This window comes from Ilumatobacter sp., from assembly GCF_039969435.1.
In the GTDB taxonomy this organism is placed as follows: domain Bacteria; phylum Actinomycetota; class Acidimicrobiia; order Acidimicrobiales; family Ilumatobacteraceae; genus Ilumatobacter_A.
Window position 1 is genome coordinate 240,455 of record NZ_JBDVNU010000036.1, and the last position, 18,266, is coordinate 258,720.

Sequence of the window (18,266 nt, forward strand, 5' to 3'; positions counted from 1 at the left end):
GAGGTTGGGACGCTCGATGGAACGGCCTGCCGTCGCTGGGCTCGTGTCGCGTACGCTCCGTCAGATGTCTGCGATCGATGACCAGGGGGGCTGGCCCGCCGTACTCGGCACGCTGATCGCCGGAGGAGACCTCACCGCCGACGTGGCCGGTTCGGCCATGACGACGATCCTGTCCGGCGACGCGACCGCAGCGCAGATCGCAGGGTTCGTGGTGGCGCTGCGGTCCAAGGGCGAGTCGGTCGACGAACTGTCGGGGATGCTCGACGCCGCCATGGAGCAGGCGGCGATCGTGCCGCTCACCGACGCCGAGCGCAGCGCAGCGGTCGACGTGGTCGGCACGGGAGGCGACGGGTCACACTCGATCAACGTGTCGACGATGGCAGCGATCGTCGCTGCGGGGGCGGGGGCCACCGTGTGCAAGCACGGCAACCGGTCGGCGTCGTCGAAGTGCGGCACCGCCGACGTGCTCGAACTCCTCGGCGTCGCAATCGAACAGACACCCGACGGTGTGGCGGCGTGTGTGCGCGAGGTGGGACTCGGCTTCTGTTTCGCCCCGTCGTTCCACGCCGCCTTCCGGTTCGCGGGCCCGCCGCGTCGGGAGATGGGCGTGCCCACCGTGTTCAACCTGATCGGGCCCATGGCCAACCCCGGTCGGGTTCGCAACCAGTTGATCGGCATCGCCGACCCTCGGTACGCCCCCGCGATGATCGGAGCACTCGAACGGCGCGGGGTGACAAGCGCCTGGGTGGTGCACGGCGACGGACTCGACGAACTGACCACCTGCGGGACGTCGCACGTGTGGGAGCTGCGTGACGGGGTGACGCGATCGTTCTCGATCGACCCGCGCGACGTCGGGATCGACCGGGCCGACGCTGCCGATCTGCGGGGTGGCGATCCGTCGGACAATGCCGACGTGGTGCGCCGGGTGCTGGCGGGAAGGCCGGGTCCGCATCGTGACGTCGTGGTGCTGAACGCAGGAGCGACCCTCCTGGTGGCCGGAGGCGCCAGTGACCTGGCCGACGGTGTGGAACGGGCTCGCGCCGCCATCGACGACGGCTCGGCGGCGGAGGTGCTCGACCGCTTCGTGACGGTCTCCCAGGCGCAGCTCGGATGACCGCACCGCCCGGGCTGGTCGTGCGGACGCCGGGGTCGTCGGCGAACCTCGGTGCCGGCTTCGACGTGTTCGGCATGGCCGTCGATCTGTACGCCGATCTCGGTCTGGGAGAAGCTCCGCACGATGCCCATCCGATCGACGATCACCACCCGGCCCGCATCGCCTTCCACCGCCTGGGCGGGTCCGGGCCCGTCTGGATGCGGACGAACATCCCGATGGCCCGCGGCCTGGGGTTCAGCGGCGCCGTCCGGGTGGGTGCAGCGGCTCTCGCCGTCGCGCAGTCGGGACGGTCCATCGCAGAGTGCGATGCCGACATCATCGGGGTCGCCGGCGAGCTGGAAGGTCACGGTGACAATGCCGCTGCCTCGCTCCATGGCGGTGTGGTCGCCTGGGTCCAGGGCCGTGCGATTCCCTTCCGGGTGGGCCCGGTTCTCGGCGGCGCCGCGGTCGTGGCGTGGGTGCCCGACGTGACGACGTCGACGGATGCGTCGCGCCTCGTTCTCGCCGACGTGGTCGATCGTGCCGACGCGGTCCACAACATCGGTCGTGCCACACAGTTCGCGCTTGCCTTCGCACACGACGATCCCACGCTGCTGGTCGACGCGACGTCGGATCTGCTGCACCAGGCGTCGCGGCTGCCCCGCGTGCCGGGGGCGGTCGAGGCGATGGAGGCGGGTGCGGCGGCGGGGGCCTGGTGTTCCTGGTTGAGCGGCAGCGGCCCCACCGTTGCGCTGTTCGCTCCCGTCGACGTGGCCGACGCGGTTGCGGCGGCGCTGCCGCGAGGTGGTCACACGAAGCTGTTGTCGATCGATCCGCTGGGAGCGCGTGTGCTCTGACGCGCCCTCGGGCGGATGTCAGGCGGCTCGTTCGAGCGGAGGGATCCGTTCGGTCGAGGAGATCGGAAAGCGCCAGGTCCCGCTGCACGTGACGGCGAGGCGTGCTGCGTGCTTGTCGAAGAACTTCGCGAGGCACAGGGCCTCGTCGGCGTGTTCACGTGCGACCGGTACCCCGGCGGTGACCGAGCCGAGAGGCGCGATCGACAACGCCGACGTGAGGGCCGACGACGTTCGGGTGTCGGAGAGGTGGCCGTCGGTGATGATCCAGGTCGTGTCGCGGTGGGTGACCTCGGCGTGACGTACGTGCCCGAGAGCGTCGAGCAACTGCGTTCGACGAACGGCTCCGAGCAGAGCGGACAGCCGATCCCGGGTGGCGGCGGCCTCCTCGAACCTCTGCTGTCCGGCGAGTGCGGACATCCGCTCGCGTAGACGTTCGACGACGAAGGCGGGGTCGCCTCGGAACGCACGCGACGCCTGCTCGACCGCGGCCGCGTAGTCGGCAGGGTCGGCCGTTCCCGAGCACGGGCAGTGGGCCACGCCGAGCTGTGCGGCACTGCAGACGGGGGCGTCGAACGGAGCGGTGTGGTTGCGCCCCAGGCGCTGCGTGCATCGACGGAGCGGCACGGCGGTGTGCAGCGCTTCCTGCACGAGGGTGGCCATCGTCCGCGACGGCAACGGTCCGAGGTGCAGACCCTGCGTGGCGGGATTCTTCACGATGCTGAGGCGTGGCCAGGCCGACTCGGTGTCCAGGCGCAGGTAGCAGTACTTGTTCGCCGTGGTGCCCCGACGGTTGTAGTGGGGGAGGAGCCTGGCGATCATGCGGATCTCGACCACTTCGGCGGTCAGCGGATCGGGCAGCGGGACGTGGGCGATGGACTGGGTCTCACGCAGCATCGGTCCGATCTTGCGACGGTCGTCGCTCCCGAAATAGCTCCTGACGCGCTGGCGCAGGTTCGTGGCCTTGCCGACGTAGAGCACCCGTTCGCCCGCCCCGCGGAACGAGTACACCCCGGGCGATCGCGGCAGGTCGGAGGTGAGTTTGAGCTTGGGTGCCATCGGGTGGCCGCCGATCTTCGCGAGCGAGACCAGATCGTCGAGACCCAGCACGCCGAGTCCGGCGGCACGCTCGATGAGCAGGTGCAGCAGGTCGGTCGTGGCCAGGGCGTCGTCGAGGGCACGGTGGCTCGGCTGGTGATCGAGGCGGAGCCGGGATGCGAGCGTGCCGAGCCTGCAGTTGGGCACCTCGTCACGCACGAGACGGCGAGCGAGGTGCACGGTGTCGACCACGGTGCCGCTCCACGCCGGACGCTCGGCTCGCTGGAGTGCCGCCTGGATGAACCCGGTGTCGAACCGGGCGTTGTGGGCGACGAGGACGGCGTCGCCGAGGAAGCTCAGGAGCGAGGGCAGCACCGCCTCGATGCGTGGTGCGGGCGCGACCCGCACGTCGGTGAGGCCGGTCAGGACGGCGATCTGGGGAGGGATCGCTCGTCCCGGGTTGACGAGTGTCTGGAACGTGCCGAGGCACTCACCTCCGCGAACCTTGACCACGCCGACCTCGGTGATCATGTCCTCGTCGCGGTTGCCACCGGTCGTCTCGAGGTCGAGCACGCAGAAGGTCACGTCACGGAGAGGGGTTCCCAGTTCATCGAACGAACGTTGCGTGATGTGCGATGAATCGGTCCCAACTGTCATCATCGGAGTGAACACGAACACGCGTACGTGTGTCAAGCCGACGCACCGTCGACACGGCGAGGTCGACCGCAGGTAGCTTCGGTCCATGGGCGAGGTCGAGCATCGACATCTGCGGTCGGCACTCGAGTTCGCCCTGCTCATCGCCACCGAGGGTCAGAAGCGACGTCCTCCACTCGACTTCCCCAGGGAACTCAAGCCGTTCCTCGCGAAGCCGAGGATCCCCAACAGTTCCCTGGGACGCGTCCGTCGGATCATCGAGGCCGATGACGTCTTCCGGTCAGCGATCGCCGCTGGAGCCCTGCCCGAACTCGTCGACGACGTCGGACGACTGTGGCTGGTCGGCCACACCGGATGGGAGCGGCGGGCCGAGGAGCTGCTCGCCGCCGAGGAGTCGGAGCGTCAGACGAAGGATCTGGAGCGCGATCTGCGACGGGCAGAGAGGCGTCGGCACGCCGCCGAGCAGGCCGCCGCGCGGATCCAGGCCGAGGTCCTCGTACGCGATCAGATCATCGCAGTCCGAGATGCCGAACTCGACGACCTGCGCGCCGACGTCGCCAAGGTGACGGACGCCTTGGAGGAGGTGCGCACGGAGTTGATCGACACCCGCAACGAACTCCGCCACGCCCGGGATCGTGAGGCGGCCGCGGTCCGGCGAGCAGACGCCGCTGCGACCGACGCAGCGACCGGCCCACGGGGCCGGGGCGGGGGCGACGAGCGAGCCCGGGTGGCCCATGGGACGGTGGAGGCTGCGGAGGCGGCTCGCATGGCCGCCGAGGTGCGAGCACGCATCGACGCAGCATTGGAGGCCTCGCGCGTGTTCGTGAGCGAGATGGAGCGACTGTCCACACCGGACGAGAGGTCGCTGCCCGGTGCGGTTGCGTCGAGGAACCCTCGACGCAACCGGTCGCCGATCCCGCTTCCCGGAGGTGTGATCTCGACGTCGGCCCAGGCAGCCGAACATCTCGTGCGTGCCGACGCGGCGATCCTGATCGACGGGTACAACGTCGCGAAGTTGGGATGGCCCGGCCGCCCGCTCGACGAGCAGCGGGACGCGCTCGTCGAGCGGACCGAGAACCTGGCCCGACGCCACGGTGCCGACGTCACGATCGTGTTCGACGGGGATTCGGTCGTCGGTGCGCACGCACCACGCCGCCGCACGGTGCGCATCGTGTTCTCACCCACGGGGGTGACCGCCGACGACGTGATCCGGAGCGAAGTCGCCCGCCTACCGGTCGACCGAGCCGTGGTGGTGGTCACCAACGACCGGGAGATCGTGGCCGATGTCCGGCGAGCCGGCGCCAATGTCGTGCCCAGCAACGCCTACATCGCCACGCTCTGAGCATGGGGCTCCGAGCTGCCGTTCGAGAGCGCGAAACTCTGGAGTAGCCCCTCGTCATGATGACGACATGGGGCACCAGGGCAAGATCGTCGAACGTGCGAGGGCGCGGGAGTTGCGCGCCGAAGCGTGGACTCTCGCCGAGATCGCTGCGGAGCTCGGCGTTGCCAAGGGCAGCGTGTCGGTCTGGGTGCGTGACGTCGAGTTCGTTGCCAAGCCTCGGAACCGGAATCGCACTGGTGACTCGCCGCACCCGATGACCGTACGAAAGCAGGCCGAGCTCGAGGACTGCCGCCGGCGGGGGCAAGAGTTCGCTGCGACTGCGACGGATCGAGACCTGTACATCTGGGGACTTGCGATGTACCACGGGGAAGGCTCCAAGACCGAGGCATCGGGCTTTCAACTCGCCAACACGTCCGACGAGATCGTCGCAGCGTTCGTCACGTGGATGCGAAGGTTCTTCGAGATCGAGGAGACGCGACTACGAGCTTCCCTGTACTTGCATGAGGGTCTCGATGAAGCTGCGGCTGTGGCCCATTGGTCGCACATCACCGGCATTCCACCCGGCCAGTTCACGAAGACGTATCGGCCCTCACGGCCCGCTGGTCACAAGACATCCAAGCACGAGCACGGGTGCGTGTCGATCCGGTATCACGACATTTCGTTGTTCCGGCGTGTGATGGCCGAGAGCACGGCGCTAACGTGCCGGTTCGTCATTCCGGGATAGCTCAGCTGGCAGAGCATCCGACTGTTAATCGGATTGTCGCAGGTTCGAGCCCTGCTCCCGGAGCTCGAAGGCCCGCCCTCCACGGGGCGGGCCTTCGTACTTTTTCGAGTCGGTCAAACCGTGCGCTGGACCTGTGGTGGGGCGACTGGGGCTCGAACCCAGGACCGAAGCATTATGAGTGCCGTGCTCTGACCAACTGAGCTATCGCCCCGTGCGGCGCCGATCACGCGCCAGGTGGACGTCAGTCGTCGGATTGTTCGATGGCGTCGAGGAACGCGTTCACGTCGCCCTCTTCGCCACCGACGAGCCAGATCGTCAGCTCGCCGTCGTCGATCTCGGCGCCGTCGTCGTCCTCTGCGTCCTGCCACGGCAGCACGCCGTCGACGAAGTAGCGATCGACGGTGATGTCGTCACTCTCCCCGTCGACCGGCGCGATGACGGCGAGTTCCACCTCGGCGTCGGCCGGCTGGTCGCTGAGGATGTCGATGAGTTCGTGGACGCGCATGGAGGTCTCCCAAATACCGTTGTTCAGAGGTCGTCGAGCCAGGCGGGCGCCCGGTCGAGCAGGTAGAGGCTGACGTGCTTGCACCGCTCGAGTGCAGCACCGATCGCGTCGTCGTTGGTCATGTACACGTCGGCGAGGTCGACGGTCATCTTGGCGACGATCGACAAGCTCCGCTCGGGTGCGTCGGTGACGGAGGGGAACGAATCGATGGCCGAGACCTCGACCGGAAGGTCGACACCGCCGACTCCGGCGAGGTCGGTGGCGAGGACGAGCAGGTCGGGCGGCTCCGGCAGTGGTGGCAGCGTCCAGGTGAAGAGCATCGTGAACGTGAATCCGGTGGGCGGCGGGTCGTCGACTTCCTCGAGCCGGATCACCTCGTCCTCGAAGGCGAGCATCGCTCGCGGGTCGACGTCGAGCGACAGGTGAAGATCGATCGGACCTTCGCACGCTCGCTCGGGGTGCAGGTCGACCTCCCAGAGTTGACGGAGCGAGTACGTCTCCACGAAATGCCGCTCGTCGTGCACGTGGAATCCGTGATCGATCGCTTGACTCTTCACATCGGCGACGAATCCCGCTACATCGATGACTGCCATCGATTCGGACACTACCGTCCCGACGGTGCAGCCGAGCAACGAACACGGGCCCGATCGTGAGCAGCGTCGCATCGATCATCATGACGCACACGCCGTGCTCGACCTGTTCCGCTCCGTCACCGCTCGAACGACCTTCTTGCTCGCCGACAACGGTGACTGGTCGATGGCGGGTCGGAGCGAGTCGCAGTACGCCGTCGACATCGAAATCGACCGTGCATGCCTCGCCATGTTGCACGGTGCCGGGTTCACGGTGCTGTCCGAGGAGAGTGGGCTCACGGACCCCGACGGCCGACGATTGGACGCGGCCGAAGATGCGCTCGTGGTCGTGGATCCGCTCGACGGATCGACCAATGCGTCGCTCGGTCTCCCTTGGTGCGCGACCGCACTCTGTCTGGTGCTCGACGGTGTCCCGACCGTCGCTCACGTGGCGAATCTTCGGACCGGAACACGATTCGAGGCGATCCGGGGCAGCGGCGCGACCCGTGACGGGCGACCGATCCACGTCGCTGCCCCCGTCGCACTCGTCGATGCGGTGATCGGCGTCAACGCTCGACCGCCTGACGGCTTCCGACCCCGACAGCACCGGGGCATGGGAGCGACCGCGCTCGACATCACGTCGGTCGCTACATCGGGCGCCGTCGGAGGATTCGACGGAACCATCGACTTCGACGACGACATGATCGGTGTGTGGGACTACCTGGCCTCGGTCCTGATCCTCGAGGAGGCCGGGGGAGTTGCTGCGGATGTGCTCGACCGCGATCTGACGACGACGGATCACGCGGCGCGTCGTCGGCCCGTGACGGCGACATCTGTCGGACTCCTCGACGAACTCCTTGCCGCCGCGAACTGACCCCGCACGCGAACGACCGCCGCCCGCAAGTGCGAGCGGCGGTCGTCGGTTGCTTCGGAGATGTCCGAACCTGGTTCGGTTCAGGAAACCGGGACCTCCACCACACCGAACGGATCGAAGTCGTAGATGGTGCCGTTGATCTGGAGAGCGTCCATCGCTCCTTGGAACGCGCTGTCCGTGCCCGTGGCGACCTGCACGGTGTAGATGGTGGCGCCTGCGCCCGTGGCGAGGAATGTCTGCACATCGGCGAACGTGCACGCAGTGACGTTGATTCCACACCGCGTGTTGGCATTCGCGAACTGGCCCCTGGTCAGTCCCCATGTTCCTGTCGTGGTTGCATCGACGGTCGTCCATGCATTCGCTTCGGTCTCGGCCGAAGGCACCCACACGAGCGAGGAGTATGTACGGTCGCGGCGACGCTTCCACCAACTGGTGCCGTGGCTCGCCGACCGATATGGCATCCCGCTCGTCGAGGTGTCCGCGTTCGCCGACTGGTCGGCGATGTTGCGACTTCGTCGGAGCCTTCCTCGCCACCAGCGCCGCCACTTCGACGGGGTGCACTCCGCGCTGGCTCGACTGGCGATCTTCCACGACCAACCAGGGGCCACCGACGCCGCAGCGGAGGCGGCGCTCGCCGAGCGACTCCATGCCGCACGACACTCACCCTCGGGTTGATCGGTGAGCGGCCGCCACCAGCGATCTCGGCGTCCCGCTACGATCCTGCGACGTCGGGCGCATAGCTCAGTTGGCTAGAGCGCTGCCTTTACATGGCAGATGTCGGGGGTTCGAGTCCCTCTGCGCCCACTACCTGACCAGGTGTTTTGTGTTCGGTCGGTCGCTCCGGCCGTCAGTCGGTAGCAGTCCGGTAGCAGTTCGCCTCGATATTGCGTCCGATCGTCGCACTTCTGCCGGGTGCCGACAGGGGTGCGGAGCGGGTGCGGCGACGTAGCACGCCGGACTTTGAGGTACCCCTTCGTCAAGATCGTCTGCATGACCGACAACACGCTCCGATCGGTGTGGCAGTACATCGACGCCCGAGCTCTCGACCAGACGAAACGCGTCGCAACGCTACGAACGACAGTGGGGGAGGCGGCACGCACCGATCCGGACGCAACGATTGAGGCGCTTGCGGTGGTTGCGTGTGTCGCGATCGATCATGCGGTGACGGCCATGGCGCTCGCCCGCAACGTTGAGCCGGACCAGGCCGTTAGGGAGTTACTGCTCCACATCGGTCGCACCGTGAACCGCTGATCTACCGTTCGACTGTCCCGAGGCGTTCCTCATGAGATCGAGGATGCTCTCGCTTGCGTCAGTCGACTATGTCGTCTTCGGTCCACCCGAGGGGTTTCGGACACTCCGTAGAGGCGATGCTCAACATCCTGTCGGTAACGGCATCAGGGTCGTCCATTCCTGACGCTCGTTTCATGAACTCCTGCGTCACAGTCACAATGGGGCGATACCAGTAGATGGCACAGAAGTCGTAAGTCTCGGCCTCTTGCTCCCAGATGAATCGAGCCGATTCCGTCGCACTGACGGTCGGAGTGTCGTCCTCGGCGGGGCTGCCCGTGAGCGACGCAAGGACGGCGAAACCAATCAAACCCACGGGGAGGAGGACGCGCGCCCAGGCCGGCATCGACATGAACGTCGCCAGCATGTACTTGAGGGAGTCGACCAGACGACGAGAACGGCTCTAGTCGCGTCGGACGTGTCGGCGTCGGCGGACCCGTACTCGCCCGCAGCAATCTGGCGGCGAAGCTCGGCGATCTTCGTGCGGGCGGCGGTCTTGTCCTTGCCGGTTCGCTTGTAGCGGCGTCCGTCGATGGTGGCGAACATCGTCCACGTCCCTCGGTCGTTCCTGAAGAGTGATCCGTCGCCGTATGCCATGCCGATTCTCCCGATTTCGCTTCCGGTAGCACTTCAGGTAGCAGTCTAGGTGAACCGTGAGGAACAACGAGATACAAGTTTCTCCGGTAAATGGGGGGTCTGGGAGTCGTGAGCAGGACTTCTGGCTGCCTTTACATGGCAGATGTCGGGGGTTCGAGTCCCTCTGCGCCCACCGATCCACCTGGCGTTCCGTGAGGTCGCCGCAAGGAGGCTCACGTGCACGGGATCTCTCCCTCGTGTCGGATTCGTCCACGACGTCCGGCGCGCTGGGGGTCAGTACCGGTGCATCGACCAACGAGTGGACAGAGATCGCCGCCAGCGTCGACCACGTCGACACCGCCGCGCTCTTCTACGCGACATCGCTCCGTTGGGACGCGCTCCCGACCGCCGTTGGGATGGCGGGGTCGTCGAGGCGTTCGACGACGACGTCGCCCGCTTCGGGAACGGGTGCACCGGCGAGCCAGGCGAGGAGCATCGCATTGACGATCTCGGGTGCTTCCTGCTGCACCCAGTGCGACACGCCGGGAAGGTAGCGCAGCGTGAGGTCGGCGACGTGCTCGTCGGTGCCGTCGGTCGTCTCCTTCGACAGGGCAGTGTCCTCCAGACCCCACACCATCAAGGTCGGGGTGCCGATGACGCCGAACTCCTCACGAGCCGACGACCGGGCGCCACGGAACGCCGAGCGGTAGTAGTTGATCATCGATCGCATCGCCCCCGGCCGCAGCGCCGCCTCGCGATACACGTCGGTGACTGCGGCCGGGAACCGGCTCGTGTCGACCGCCATCTTCTCGAACGAGTCCGCCACGGCCTGCGCCCGCCGGGCGCAGAGCAACCGCTCGGGGAGCCACGGGATCTGGAAGAAGAAGACGTACCACGACTTGCGGAGCTGGCGGAACGAGCGCAGCTCGCGTCGCATGCAGGCGGGATGGGGCACGTTCATGATCACCAGCCGCTGCAGCGGCCGCACCCGTCGGATGGCGAACATCCACGCCTGCACGGCGCCCCAGTCGTGCCCCACCAGCGTGACGTCGTCGCGCCCCGACGCGTCGATCAACGCGGCGATGTCGGCCAGCAACCGGTCGATCGAGTAGTCGGACACCTTCGGTGGCTTCGACGATTCGCCGTAGCCACGCAGGTTCGGCGCCCACACCTCGTAGCCCGCCTCGACGAGCTCCGGGATCTGATGACGCCACGAGAACGCGAGTTCCGGGAATCCGTGCAGCAGCAACGCCAGGCCGGCCGGCCCGCCCTCGTTGGTGACCGACACCTGCAGTTCGACGTCGTTGACGGCAACGGTGCGATACGTCAGAGGATCCATCCGCCCATGCTGTCAGACGGCCACACGGATCACGAGACGGTCGATGCGGCGTCGGCGCGGCGTTCGGGTAGAGCCGCCCGGCGAGCGATCGGTGACGTCGCCGACACGGAACACGATCCCCTCGGAGGTCTGGGTGACGTCCCACAGCGCATGTCCCGAGATCCCGTCGTGGCCGGGCTCCATGCCCGTGTCGAGCAGTCGGCCTACTCTCATCGGGATGGTGCACACGACTGAAGAGTTGAAGCGCTTGTCCGACACGGTCTGGGAGCGCACGAGACGGCGACTCGACGGGCTCACCGACGAGGAGTACCGCTGGGAACCGGTACCAGGGTGTTGGTCGATCCGAACGCGACCCGACGGCGCGCCGTTCGTCGAGCAGGCGCCGGTCGTCCACCCGGACCCGTTCACGACGTTGGCCTGGCGTCTCTGGCACCTGATCGACATGTACGGCGAGGATCGGGCCTCGCGATGGCTCGGCGTGCCACTACAGGGTGAGGCCGTCGGACTCGACGCGCCCGACCCGTCACCGCCGGCGACGGCCGCCGACGCACTGGATCGGCTCGATCGTGCCCACGCACGTTGGGATGCGCACCTCGCACTCGTCGACGACGCACGCCTCGGCGCTCCCATCGGCCCCGTCGGCGGTGAGTACGGCGACGGCACCCGAGCCGGGTACGTCCTGCACATGATCGACGAGTTCGTCCACCACGGAGCGGAGATCTCGATGCTTCGCGACCTCCACCGGTGGCAACAGCCGTTGAGCGCCGACCCACTGACCGAACGAGCGATCCGTGGCGACGAGTCCCTCGTTGCCGACATCGCAGCCGTCGACGCCGCGACTTCGACGGCGCTGCTCGGCACCGCGGCGAGCTTCGGGCGTTGGGCGCTGGTCGAGTGGCTCCTGGATCACGGCGTCGCGCCCGCCACCTCCGGGCGGACGCCGGCACATGTCGCCGCCGGCTCCGGCGAACTCGGCCTGCTCCGCAAGCTGGTGGACCTCGGCGCCGACCTCGGCGCCCGCGACGGCGATTTCGACGCGACGCCACTCACCTGGGCACGGTTCATGCGACGTGATCACGTCGTCGCGTGGCTGGAGGGGCAGCACGCTCCGGAGTGATCGTGCGCCCTGGTCGCCTCATGAACCTTCCGGGCGGTCGCCGAGCAGGACGAGCAACTTGGGAGCGTTCGCGGTAACCGACGTGCGGTCGTCACGTGCCAGGCGTCGAGCGTGCGGCAGCAGCCAGTCGGCGAGTTCCCGGTCGGTTCGTGCCCACGAGCCGAGCACCTTCATCGAGTTGTTCAGCACGATCCAGTCCGAGTGGTGAGCGAGGTTGCCCTGCATGATCTCGAGCGGCAGCGCATGCTGGCGCAGCGACATCCGGTCGGCCAGGAGGTCGAAGATCAGCGCGAGGGTCCACTGCGTGGATGCCTGGTCGATCGCCGCGACGTCGGTCTGCAGTCCGTCGACGAAGTCCATCGTCCACTCCCGGTGTTCGATCGTGACGCGCTTCATCGCGCTGGACATCCGGAGCCGGACGACCTTGTCGTCGCTGAAGTAGCAGTGGTACAGGTCGCCGAGGCGAGAACGGTCGTCCAGCACTGCGTCGACGACCTCGAGTGTCCTCCCGAGCGAGTTCGGGTGGCCGCCGGACAGCATCGCCTCGAACTCCTCCACGCCACCACGATCTCACAGGACGACGCCGAGCGTTTCCCGGATGTCGAAACGTCGGCGGATTGCACCCCCCGTTCCGCACGCGTGCTGATCCCGTCGTCAGTCGGGGTGCGACAGTCGGTGGAGGACGAAGATGCCGCCGAGGCGAGGCAGGTCGGCCGCCCGCCGTTCATCGTCCGTGGCGGCGTACTCGTCGAGGATCGCCTGGATTCGCCCGAGCAGTTCGGCCCTTCCCGATTGGTCGAGGTGGAACGCAAATCGGGACGACGACTCGATGCTCCGATCGTCGTCAGGACGAGTGCTCGCTTCGTGACGTTCCAGCCTCCTGGGTTCGCCGAAGTCCGCGCCGTAGTGGCGTCGAATCGTCGAGGATCGTCACCCCGAGGACCCGAACGTCGGCGAGCTGGAGCAGCGGCAACTGCATCTCAGGCGTGGTGGAGGCGGTGGTCGCCCGCACGTACCCGCCCGAGGGCACGCAGGCGACGACCGCGCGAGCGCCCGCGTGCTCGCAGCAGGGTCATCGCCGCCAGCGGCGTGCTCGTGCCGACGAGCACGAGCAGCGCAGCCAGCCCGGCGAGCCTCGCCTGGCCACGAACTTCGGCACCGACATCCAGGTCGATCGTCGTCGGTCGGAGTTCCGGCGCGACGCTCGCGACTGCGATCTCCTCGCTCGGCATCACCGTCGCCACGGTCGAGTCGGGCGCAGCAGCGACCTGGGGTTGGGGTTCGGGTTCGGCGCGAGCCAACTCCATGTCCGGTGCCCGTGTGAGGTTGGCCGACGACACGCCGGGAACCTCGACGGCTCGAACGCTCGAGCGGTAGAGCGACGCGTTCGCGAAGGCCTCGGTCATGTCCGTTGCGTTGTTCGACTGGGCGATGACCACCTGGTCGCCCTGCAACTCGGGAAGGACGAACGCGCCGTAGTTGTTGCAGGCGTCGCCACACTTGGTCTCCGGTGTGTATCGAAGCGATTCGGTCCAGGGTCCCTGAGGCGCCGGCGCCGTGTACACCACCACGTCGTCGCCGAACCAGTCGCCCTCGTCGGAGGCAGCGACGTAGACGTCACCAAAACGTTGAACCGACATCGGCATCGACAACTCCGATGAGAGAACGGGCAGTCGATCGGAGCGATCGTCCGACCATCCCGCCGAGGTCCAGTACTCGAGCGCCTGGTCGAACTCGCCGACCGGGACACGCGCAACGTATGAGTGAGGTGAACAGTCGGGGTCGAATCCGATCACGCCCGCCTGATCGAACTGTCGATAGCAATGTCCGTAGAGGTACGAGTACTCGTCGTCGGACACGACGGAATAGCCGAAGAGGGACCGTGACGAGTCGGGTGCGGGTTCCATACCGACCAGCTGCAGATCGGGGAGCGAGTACCGGGCGACCCAGGTCCCGACGGGCAACGCACCGCGCGCGGCACCGCTACCGTTGGGGTTCTGCACCTCCGCGAGGAAGAGCCAGAGATGACCGTCGGCGCCGACTTCGGCGTCGAGAGGCCACAGCCAGTTCTGCAGGTCGGTCTCGACCCAGGAACCGATCCAGGAGTTGCCGTCCCCACCGGCGGCCACCAGTCGTTCGAAGCAGTCGCCGTCCTGCACCAGCGCAGCGTTGTGGGCGAAGTCGTCGCCGCTGAGATCGTTGTCCGCGCCGAAGAACACGTCCTGGAAGTACCACAGGGTGCGTCCATCGGGCAGCTCGACCGCATGCGCATAGTCGGCTCCAGCAATTCCTGCGGCGTCGTCGGATCCGAAGAACCAGGCCAAACTGTCGGCACCCGTCACGTCGCCCCCGGCAGGGGCGCAGTCGGCGGCCTGGACGGTCGGAGCGCCGACCATCGCCAACATGGTCGCACCCATGGCCAACGCCGTCACCCCCATTCCCAACCCTCGACTCGACATCGAGACATCATCGCACGTCCTGCACTCGATCACCACTCGACCGTCGGATCGACGATCGGATCGCGACTCGGATCGCCGCTCGGATCGACGTGCGTACGGAAGGACGAGGATCGTGGCCGTCCAGCCGCAGGCTCAGGTCGAGGTCGACATCGACCTCACTGAGAAGGTGAGGTCTGTACGTCCATCATCCCTCGCCGACGACGAAGGCGGGGTGGATCGGGTCGCCGGGGCCCGCGCTGCGACGTCCGGTTGGAGACGCCGCCCTCGACCGTGACACAGTCGGAGGCGTGTACGAACAGATCGAGTACGACGTCACCGACCCCGTGGCCACCATCACACTGAACCGACCCGAAGCGTTGAACGCATGGACCGGTGCGATGGGCAAGGAGGTCGACGATGCGCTGTCGCGTGCGGCGAGCGACCGACGGGTCGTCGGGATCGTGATCACCGGTAGGGGACGGGCTTTCTGCGCCGGTGCCGACATGAACACGCTCGACGATCTGTCGTCGGCGGGCTCCGGCGCCTCGAGCGAGGACGGCGACGGTGCGAGCGGCGATCTGATCGCTGCTGCGGGAGGACAGGAGCCGACGGATCAGGACGGTGAGTTCACCGGGCAGTTCCCGTTCCTGTTGACGATCGACAAGCCGATCATCGCGGCGGTGAACGGTGCGGTCGCCGGAATGGCCTATCCGTTCTCGCTGTGCTGCGACATGCGGATCGGAACCCCGAACTCGCTCTTCCTGACCGCTTTCGCCCAGCGGGGACTGATCGCCGAGTGGGGCCTCAGCTTTCTCCTGCCGCGCCTGGTCGGCCCAGCCGTCGCACTCGACCTTCTGATGTCGTCGCGACGGGTGACGGGGGAGGAGGCCCGCTCGCTCGGTCTCCTGAACGAAGTCGTCGAACCGGACGAACTGCTGCCCTGGTGCAACGAGTACATCACGAACCTCGCGCAGCGTTGCTCGCCTGCGTCGATCGCCGTCATGAAGCGCCAGGTCTACACCGAGCTGTACGTCGGGCTGGGCGCCGCGGAGCGCCATGCCGGTCAGTTGATGGGTGAGAGTTTCGGTCGGCCCGACTTCCGGGAGGGTGTCACGTCGTTCCTCGAGAAGCGAGCACCCGAGTTCGCCCGCATCGGCGACGACTGAGTTCCGGGTCAGCGCGACGGTGGTCCGGCTGACGTGAATCGCGTGCCGGGTGGGTCCTCCCAGTCGACGCACGCTCCCCACGAGTCGGAGAAGACCAGTTCGCGCATCGGGCGCCGCCGCACGGGACCGTGCGCACCTGCAGGTCTGCCGATCGTGACCGTTCCGGCGATGAACACGTCGTCGGGGATGTCCAACAGCGAGCGCAACTCGTCCTCCACCGCTGCATGCCAGGCGGTCAGCGCACCTCCGAAACCGAGGGCGCGTGCGGCCAGCAGCAGGTTCTGGACGGCGGGGAAGACCGACGCTCCCTCCAGCGGGTTCGGCTCGCGGTAACGCTGGAGACACGGCAGGACGAGTACCGGCACGGACTCGAACGTGTCCACGTACTCCTGCATCACGCGCGCCATGCGTGCCTTCGGTGAGTCCTCGACGGTGCCCGACCCCGAATCGTAGGAATCTCGGGTCCGCTTGGCGGACCACGCATCGCGTGCTGCGTCGCCGATGATCCGCTTGGCAGACACGGCCTTGGGTCCGTCGGTCAGCACGAGCATCCGGAATGGTTGCCGGTTGGAGCCGCTGGGCGCTCGGGTGGCGGCGAACATCATCGCCCGCAGCGCGTCGTCGGGCACCGGATCGTCGGTGTACCGGCGGATCGTGCGCGTCGTGGCGAGCCCGTCGAGCAACCCCACGCTCTCGGTGCTGTCGACTGCGCCCTCGACGTCGTCGGACCCGCTCACTGTTCGGACATCCGGCCGAGCTCCGCGAGGCGACCCCGCAGGAAGACCGGGATGCCATGGGGAGCGCCCGCTTCTCGGGCGGCGACCTCCGGTCCGTTCTCGTCCCAGATGTGGCAGGTGTTCACGATGGAGCGCCACATGTCGTCACGCTCGTCGCTGTCGGCGTCGAACATCGGGTTGTCCCGCCCGTCGAGCACTGCGGATGCGGCCTTCATCGACCAGAAGCACTGCATCGCGACGGGCGCCATGGCGTACAGGAGGGCCGTGACGTGGGTGCAACCACGTGGCCCGCCGAACAGCGCCGCGACCTTCTTCGTGAAGCCGCGGGCGATCGAGAGCCCGATCAACCCGTCGTAGCGGCCGGTGATCTGCGGGCACTCGTCGTGAGGGTGGGACTCGAAGTGGGTCGTGACCGACTCGATCTCGAGCGACGGGAACGCCACCTCGACCGAGAGCTTCATGTGGTGCACGGTCAGTGGGTCGGGATCGTCGCGCAGGTACAACCCCGGTGGCTTCTGGTCGCGGACGGCACCCTGGAGCACGATGCGGTCGGCGGACAGTCGGAACGCCCGCACCCGGTACTCGCGGTCGTGGAGGATCGCCTCGGCACCGTCGGGCGGTGGAGGCAGGATCGATCGGTCGTCGAACGACTCGGTGTCGAGCAGCGTCATGGTCCGATGCAATCAGAGCGACGGCGGCGATCCGCAATCGAGTGGTGTCGCTGGCTCGCTCGGGCGCTGCACGACCTAACGTCGCATCGTGACCTCGCAGACTCCCGCCGCCCGGACCGACACACCCCGCCCGATCTTCGACGACGAGCACGAGGCGTTCAGATCGTCGTTCGCCGCGTTCGTCGCAGCAGAGATCTCACCCCACTACGTGGAGTGGGAGGAAGCGGGTATCGCTCCCCACGACCTCTACGCGCGGGCGGGCGAGTACGGCTTCGTCGGGATGGCCATCGCGGAGGAGTTCGGCGGCGGAGGCACCTCCGACTTCCGGTTCAACCAGGTGATCGCGGAGGAGCTCGCCGCCGCCGGAATCGGAGGAGCAGGTCTCGGTCTCACCCTGCACAACGACATCACCACGCCGTACTTCGTCGAGTACCTGAACGACGAACAGTCGCACCGGTGGCTCCCGGGCATCGCGTCGGGCGAACTGGTCACGGCCATCGCAATGACCGAACCGGGAACCGGGTCCGATCTCGCCGGCATCGCGTCGACCGCCATTCGTGACGGCGACGAATACGTGCTCAACGGCTCCAAGACCTTCATCACGAACGGGATCAATGCGGACCTCGTGATCGTGGCGGCCAAGACCGACCCGACCCAGCGCCACGCCGGCGTGTCGCTGCTGGTCGTGGAGCGCGGCATGTCGGGTTTCGAGCGCGGCAGGAACCTCGACAAGATCGGGATGCACAGCCAGGACACCGCCGAGTTGTTCTTCACCGACGTCCGCGTCCCTGCGACCAATCTGCTCGGCGAGGAGGGGAGCGGTTTCCGCTACCTCACGGCCAATCTCGCGCAGGAGCGCCTGTCGATCGCGATCACCGGCGTCGCCTCGGCGCGAGCCGCACTCGGCTGGACACTGGAGTACGTGCGTGAGCGCACGGCGTTCGGACAGCCGATCTCTGCGTTCCAGAACACGAAGTTCGTCCTCGCCGAGGTGAGGACCGAGGTCGACATCGCTCAGGCGTACGTCGACCAGTGCGTCCTGGCACTCAATGCGGGCACGTTGAGCCCTGCCGACGCCGCCCAGGCCAAGTACTGGTGCACCGAACTCCAACTGCGCGCAGCCGATCGGTGCCTCCAGTTGTTCGGGGGATACGGGTACATGACCGAGTACCCGATCGCCAGGAACTACGCCGACGCACGTGTGACGTCGATCTACGGCGGCACGACCGAGGTGATGAAGACGATCATCGCGAAGGACCTCGGTCTCTGACGTCGATCCCGA

The 18,266-nt window shown here is 67.3% G+C and carries 21 protein-coding genes and 3 tRNA genes; 12 read left to right on the forward strand and 12 right to left on the reverse strand.

The annotated features are described in order from the left end of the window. The first annotated feature begins 64 nt into the window (after positions 1-64). Together trpD and ABJK40_RS18365 are read left to right on the forward strand one after the other, a co-directional pair. The gene (trpD, locus tag ABJK40_RS18360; protein WP_348479312.1) at positions 65-1,114 is read left to right on the forward strand and encodes an anthranilate phosphoribosyltransferase; all 1,050 of its coding nucleotides are present in this window, start codon (positions 65-67) and stop codon (positions 1,112-1,114) included. Next, on the forward strand, positions 1,111-1,950 hold the full coding sequence (locus ABJK40_RS18365; protein WP_348479311.1) for a hypothetical protein: 840 nt from the start codon (positions 1,111-1,113) through the stop codon (positions 1,948-1,950). Before trpD ends, ABJK40_RS18365 begins: the two co-directional genes overlap by 4 nt. 18 nt (positions 1,951-1,968) lie before the next feature. On the opposite strand, the gene ABJK40_RS18370 is transcribed toward ABJK40_RS18365, so the two are convergent. Beyond that, positions 1,969-3,642: a DEDD exonuclease domain-containing protein gene (locus ABJK40_RS18370; protein WP_348479310.1), complete on the reverse strand. Its 1,674-nt coding sequence runs from the start codon at positions 3,640-3,642 to the stop codon at positions 1,969-1,971. Between the two features lie 85 nt (positions 3,643-3,727). Between ABJK40_RS18370 and ABJK40_RS18375 the strand changes: the two genes are divergently transcribed. The 3 genes from ABJK40_RS18375 (at position 3,728) to ABJK40_RS18385 (ending at position 5,768) form a co-directional block, all read left to right on the forward strand. After that, on the forward strand, positions 3,728-4,981 hold the full coding sequence (locus tag ABJK40_RS18375; RefSeq protein ID WP_348479309.1) for an NYN domain-containing protein: 1,254 nt from the start codon (positions 3,728-3,730) through the stop codon (positions 4,979-4,981). 67 nt (positions 4,982-5,048) lie between these two features. Further along, positions 5,049-5,705: a hypothetical protein gene (locus tag ABJK40_RS18380; RefSeq protein ID WP_348479308.1), complete on the forward strand. Its 657-nt coding sequence runs from the start codon at positions 5,049-5,051 to the stop codon at positions 5,703-5,705. Beyond that, positions 5,696-5,768, forward strand: a tRNA-Asn gene (locus ABJK40_RS18385). The genes ABJK40_RS18380 and ABJK40_RS18385 overlap by 10 nt, the downstream gene beginning before the upstream one ends. 71 nt (positions 5,769-5,839) lie before the next feature. On the opposite strand, the gene ABJK40_RS18390 is transcribed toward ABJK40_RS18385, so the two are convergent. From ABJK40_RS18390 to ABJK40_RS18400, 3 genes are all read right to left on the reverse strand, one after another. Further along, positions 5,840-5,916: transfer RNA gene (locus ABJK40_RS18390), tRNA-Ile, on the reverse strand. Between the two features lie 30 nt (positions 5,917-5,946). Then, positions 5,947-6,210, reverse strand: coding sequence for a hypothetical protein (locus tag ABJK40_RS18395; protein WP_348479307.1), 264 nt, complete (start codon positions 6,208-6,210; stop codon positions 5,947-5,949). 23 nt (positions 6,211-6,233) lie between these two features. Next, the gene (locus tag ABJK40_RS18400; protein ID WP_348479306.1) at positions 6,234-6,803 is read right to left on the reverse strand and encodes a hypothetical protein; all 570 of its coding nucleotides are present in this window, start codon (positions 6,801-6,803) and stop codon (positions 6,234-6,236) included. A gap of 25 nt (positions 6,804-6,828) precedes the next feature. On the opposite strand from ABJK40_RS18400, the gene ABJK40_RS18405 reads away from it, so the two are divergent. Then, positions 6,829-7,653 carry an inositol monophosphatase family protein gene (locus tag ABJK40_RS18405; RefSeq protein WP_348479305.1) on the forward strand — a complete coding sequence of 275 codons (825 nt, stop codon included), beginning with the start codon at positions 6,829-6,831 and terminating at the stop codon, positions 7,651-7,653. Positions 7,654-7,733: 80 nt separating this feature from the next. Here ABJK40_RS18405 and ABJK40_RS18410 read toward each other — a convergent pair whose 3' ends face one another. After that, the gene (locus tag ABJK40_RS18410; RefSeq protein ID WP_348479304.1) at positions 7,734-7,895 is read right to left on the reverse strand and encodes a hypothetical protein; all 162 of its coding nucleotides are present in this window, start codon (positions 7,893-7,895) and stop codon (positions 7,734-7,736) included. 88 nt (positions 7,896-7,983) lie between these two features. On the opposite strand from ABJK40_RS18410, the gene ABJK40_RS18415 reads away from it, so the two are divergent. The 3 genes from ABJK40_RS18415 (at position 7,984) to ABJK40_RS18425 (ending at position 8,904) form a co-directional block, all read left to right on the forward strand. Further along, a complete protein-coding gene (locus ABJK40_RS18415) occupies positions 7,984-8,328 on the forward strand; it encodes a hypothetical protein (protein ID WP_348479303.1) in 345 nt (114 codons plus the stop codon). 55 nt (positions 8,329-8,383) lie between these two features. Further along, a tRNA-Val gene (locus tag ABJK40_RS18420) sits at positions 8,384-8,457 on the forward strand. A gap of 186 nt (positions 8,458-8,643) precedes the next feature. Next, positions 8,644-8,904, forward strand: coding sequence for a hypothetical protein (locus ABJK40_RS18425; protein WP_348479302.1), 261 nt, complete (start codon positions 8,644-8,646; stop codon positions 8,902-8,904). A 58-nt stretch (positions 8,905-8,962) separates the two neighbouring features. On the opposite strand, the gene ABJK40_RS18430 is transcribed toward ABJK40_RS18425, so the two are convergent. The 3 genes from ABJK40_RS18430 to ABJK40_RS18440 all read right to left on the reverse strand — a co-directional run bounded on the left by ABJK40_RS18430 (position 8,963) and on the right by ABJK40_RS18440 (position 11,068). Next, the gene (locus ABJK40_RS18430; RefSeq protein WP_348479301.1) at positions 8,963-9,307 is read right to left on the reverse strand and encodes a hypothetical protein; all 345 of its coding nucleotides are present in this window, start codon (positions 9,305-9,307) and stop codon (positions 8,963-8,965) included. Between the two features lie 579 nt (positions 9,308-9,886). Further along, positions 9,887-10,855: an alpha/beta hydrolase gene (locus ABJK40_RS18435; RefSeq protein ID WP_348479300.1), complete on the reverse strand. Its 969-nt coding sequence runs from the start codon at positions 10,853-10,855 to the stop codon at positions 9,887-9,889. A 12-nt stretch (positions 10,856-10,867) separates the two neighbouring features. After that, positions 10,868-11,068 carry a hypothetical protein gene (locus ABJK40_RS18440; RefSeq protein WP_348479299.1) on the reverse strand — a complete coding sequence of 67 codons (201 nt, stop codon included), beginning with the start codon at positions 11,066-11,068 and terminating at the stop codon, positions 10,868-10,870. Between the two features lie 4 nt (positions 11,069-11,072). Here ABJK40_RS18440 and ABJK40_RS18445 point away from each other — a divergent pair, with 4 nt between their 5' ends. Then, positions 11,073-11,972: a DinB family protein gene (locus ABJK40_RS18445; protein WP_348479298.1), complete on the forward strand. Its 900-nt coding sequence runs from the start codon at positions 11,073-11,075 to the stop codon at positions 11,970-11,972. Between the two features lie 18 nt (positions 11,973-11,990). Here ABJK40_RS18445 and ABJK40_RS18450 read toward each other — a convergent pair whose 3' ends face one another. Both ABJK40_RS18450 and ABJK40_RS18455 read right to left on the reverse strand, forming a co-directional pair. After that, positions 11,991-12,530, reverse strand: a complete 540-nt coding sequence (locus ABJK40_RS18450; RefSeq protein WP_348479297.1) for a hypothetical protein — start codon at positions 12,528-12,530, stop codon at positions 11,991-11,993. Between the two features lie 422 nt (positions 12,531-12,952). After that, a complete protein-coding gene (locus tag ABJK40_RS18455) occupies positions 12,953-14,431 on the reverse strand; it encodes a hypothetical protein (protein ID WP_348479296.1) in 1,479 nt (492 codons plus the stop codon). A 287-nt stretch (positions 14,432-14,718) separates the two neighbouring features. Between ABJK40_RS18455 and ABJK40_RS18460 the strand changes: the two genes are divergently transcribed. Then, the gene (locus ABJK40_RS18460; RefSeq protein ID WP_348479295.1) at positions 14,719-15,576 is read left to right on the forward strand and encodes an enoyl-CoA hydratase-related protein; all 858 of its coding nucleotides are present in this window, start codon (positions 14,719-14,721) and stop codon (positions 15,574-15,576) included. 8 nt (positions 15,577-15,584) lie between these two features. Here the strand turns inward: ABJK40_RS18460 and ABJK40_RS18465 are convergent, their stop codons facing one another. Both ABJK40_RS18465 and ABJK40_RS18470 read right to left on the reverse strand, forming a co-directional pair. Next, on the reverse strand, positions 15,585-16,313 hold the full coding sequence (locus tag ABJK40_RS18465) for a nitroreductase family protein (RefSeq protein WP_348479294.1): 729 nt from the start codon (positions 16,311-16,313) through the stop codon (positions 15,585-15,587). Further along, positions 16,310-16,984, reverse strand: coding sequence for a DUF2889 domain-containing protein (locus ABJK40_RS18470; RefSeq protein ID WP_348479293.1), 675 nt, complete (start codon positions 16,982-16,984; stop codon positions 16,310-16,312). Before ABJK40_RS18470 ends, ABJK40_RS18465 begins: the two co-directional genes overlap by 4 nt. 88 nt (positions 16,985-17,072) lie before the next feature. Here ABJK40_RS18470 and ABJK40_RS18475 point away from each other — a divergent pair, with 88 nt between their 5' ends. Next, complete coding sequence (locus ABJK40_RS18475; protein WP_348479292.1) at positions 17,073-18,254, forward strand: acyl-CoA dehydrogenase family protein; 1,182 nt, start codon at positions 17,073-17,075, stop codon at positions 18,252-18,254. Positions 18,255-18,266: the final 12 nt, after the last annotated feature.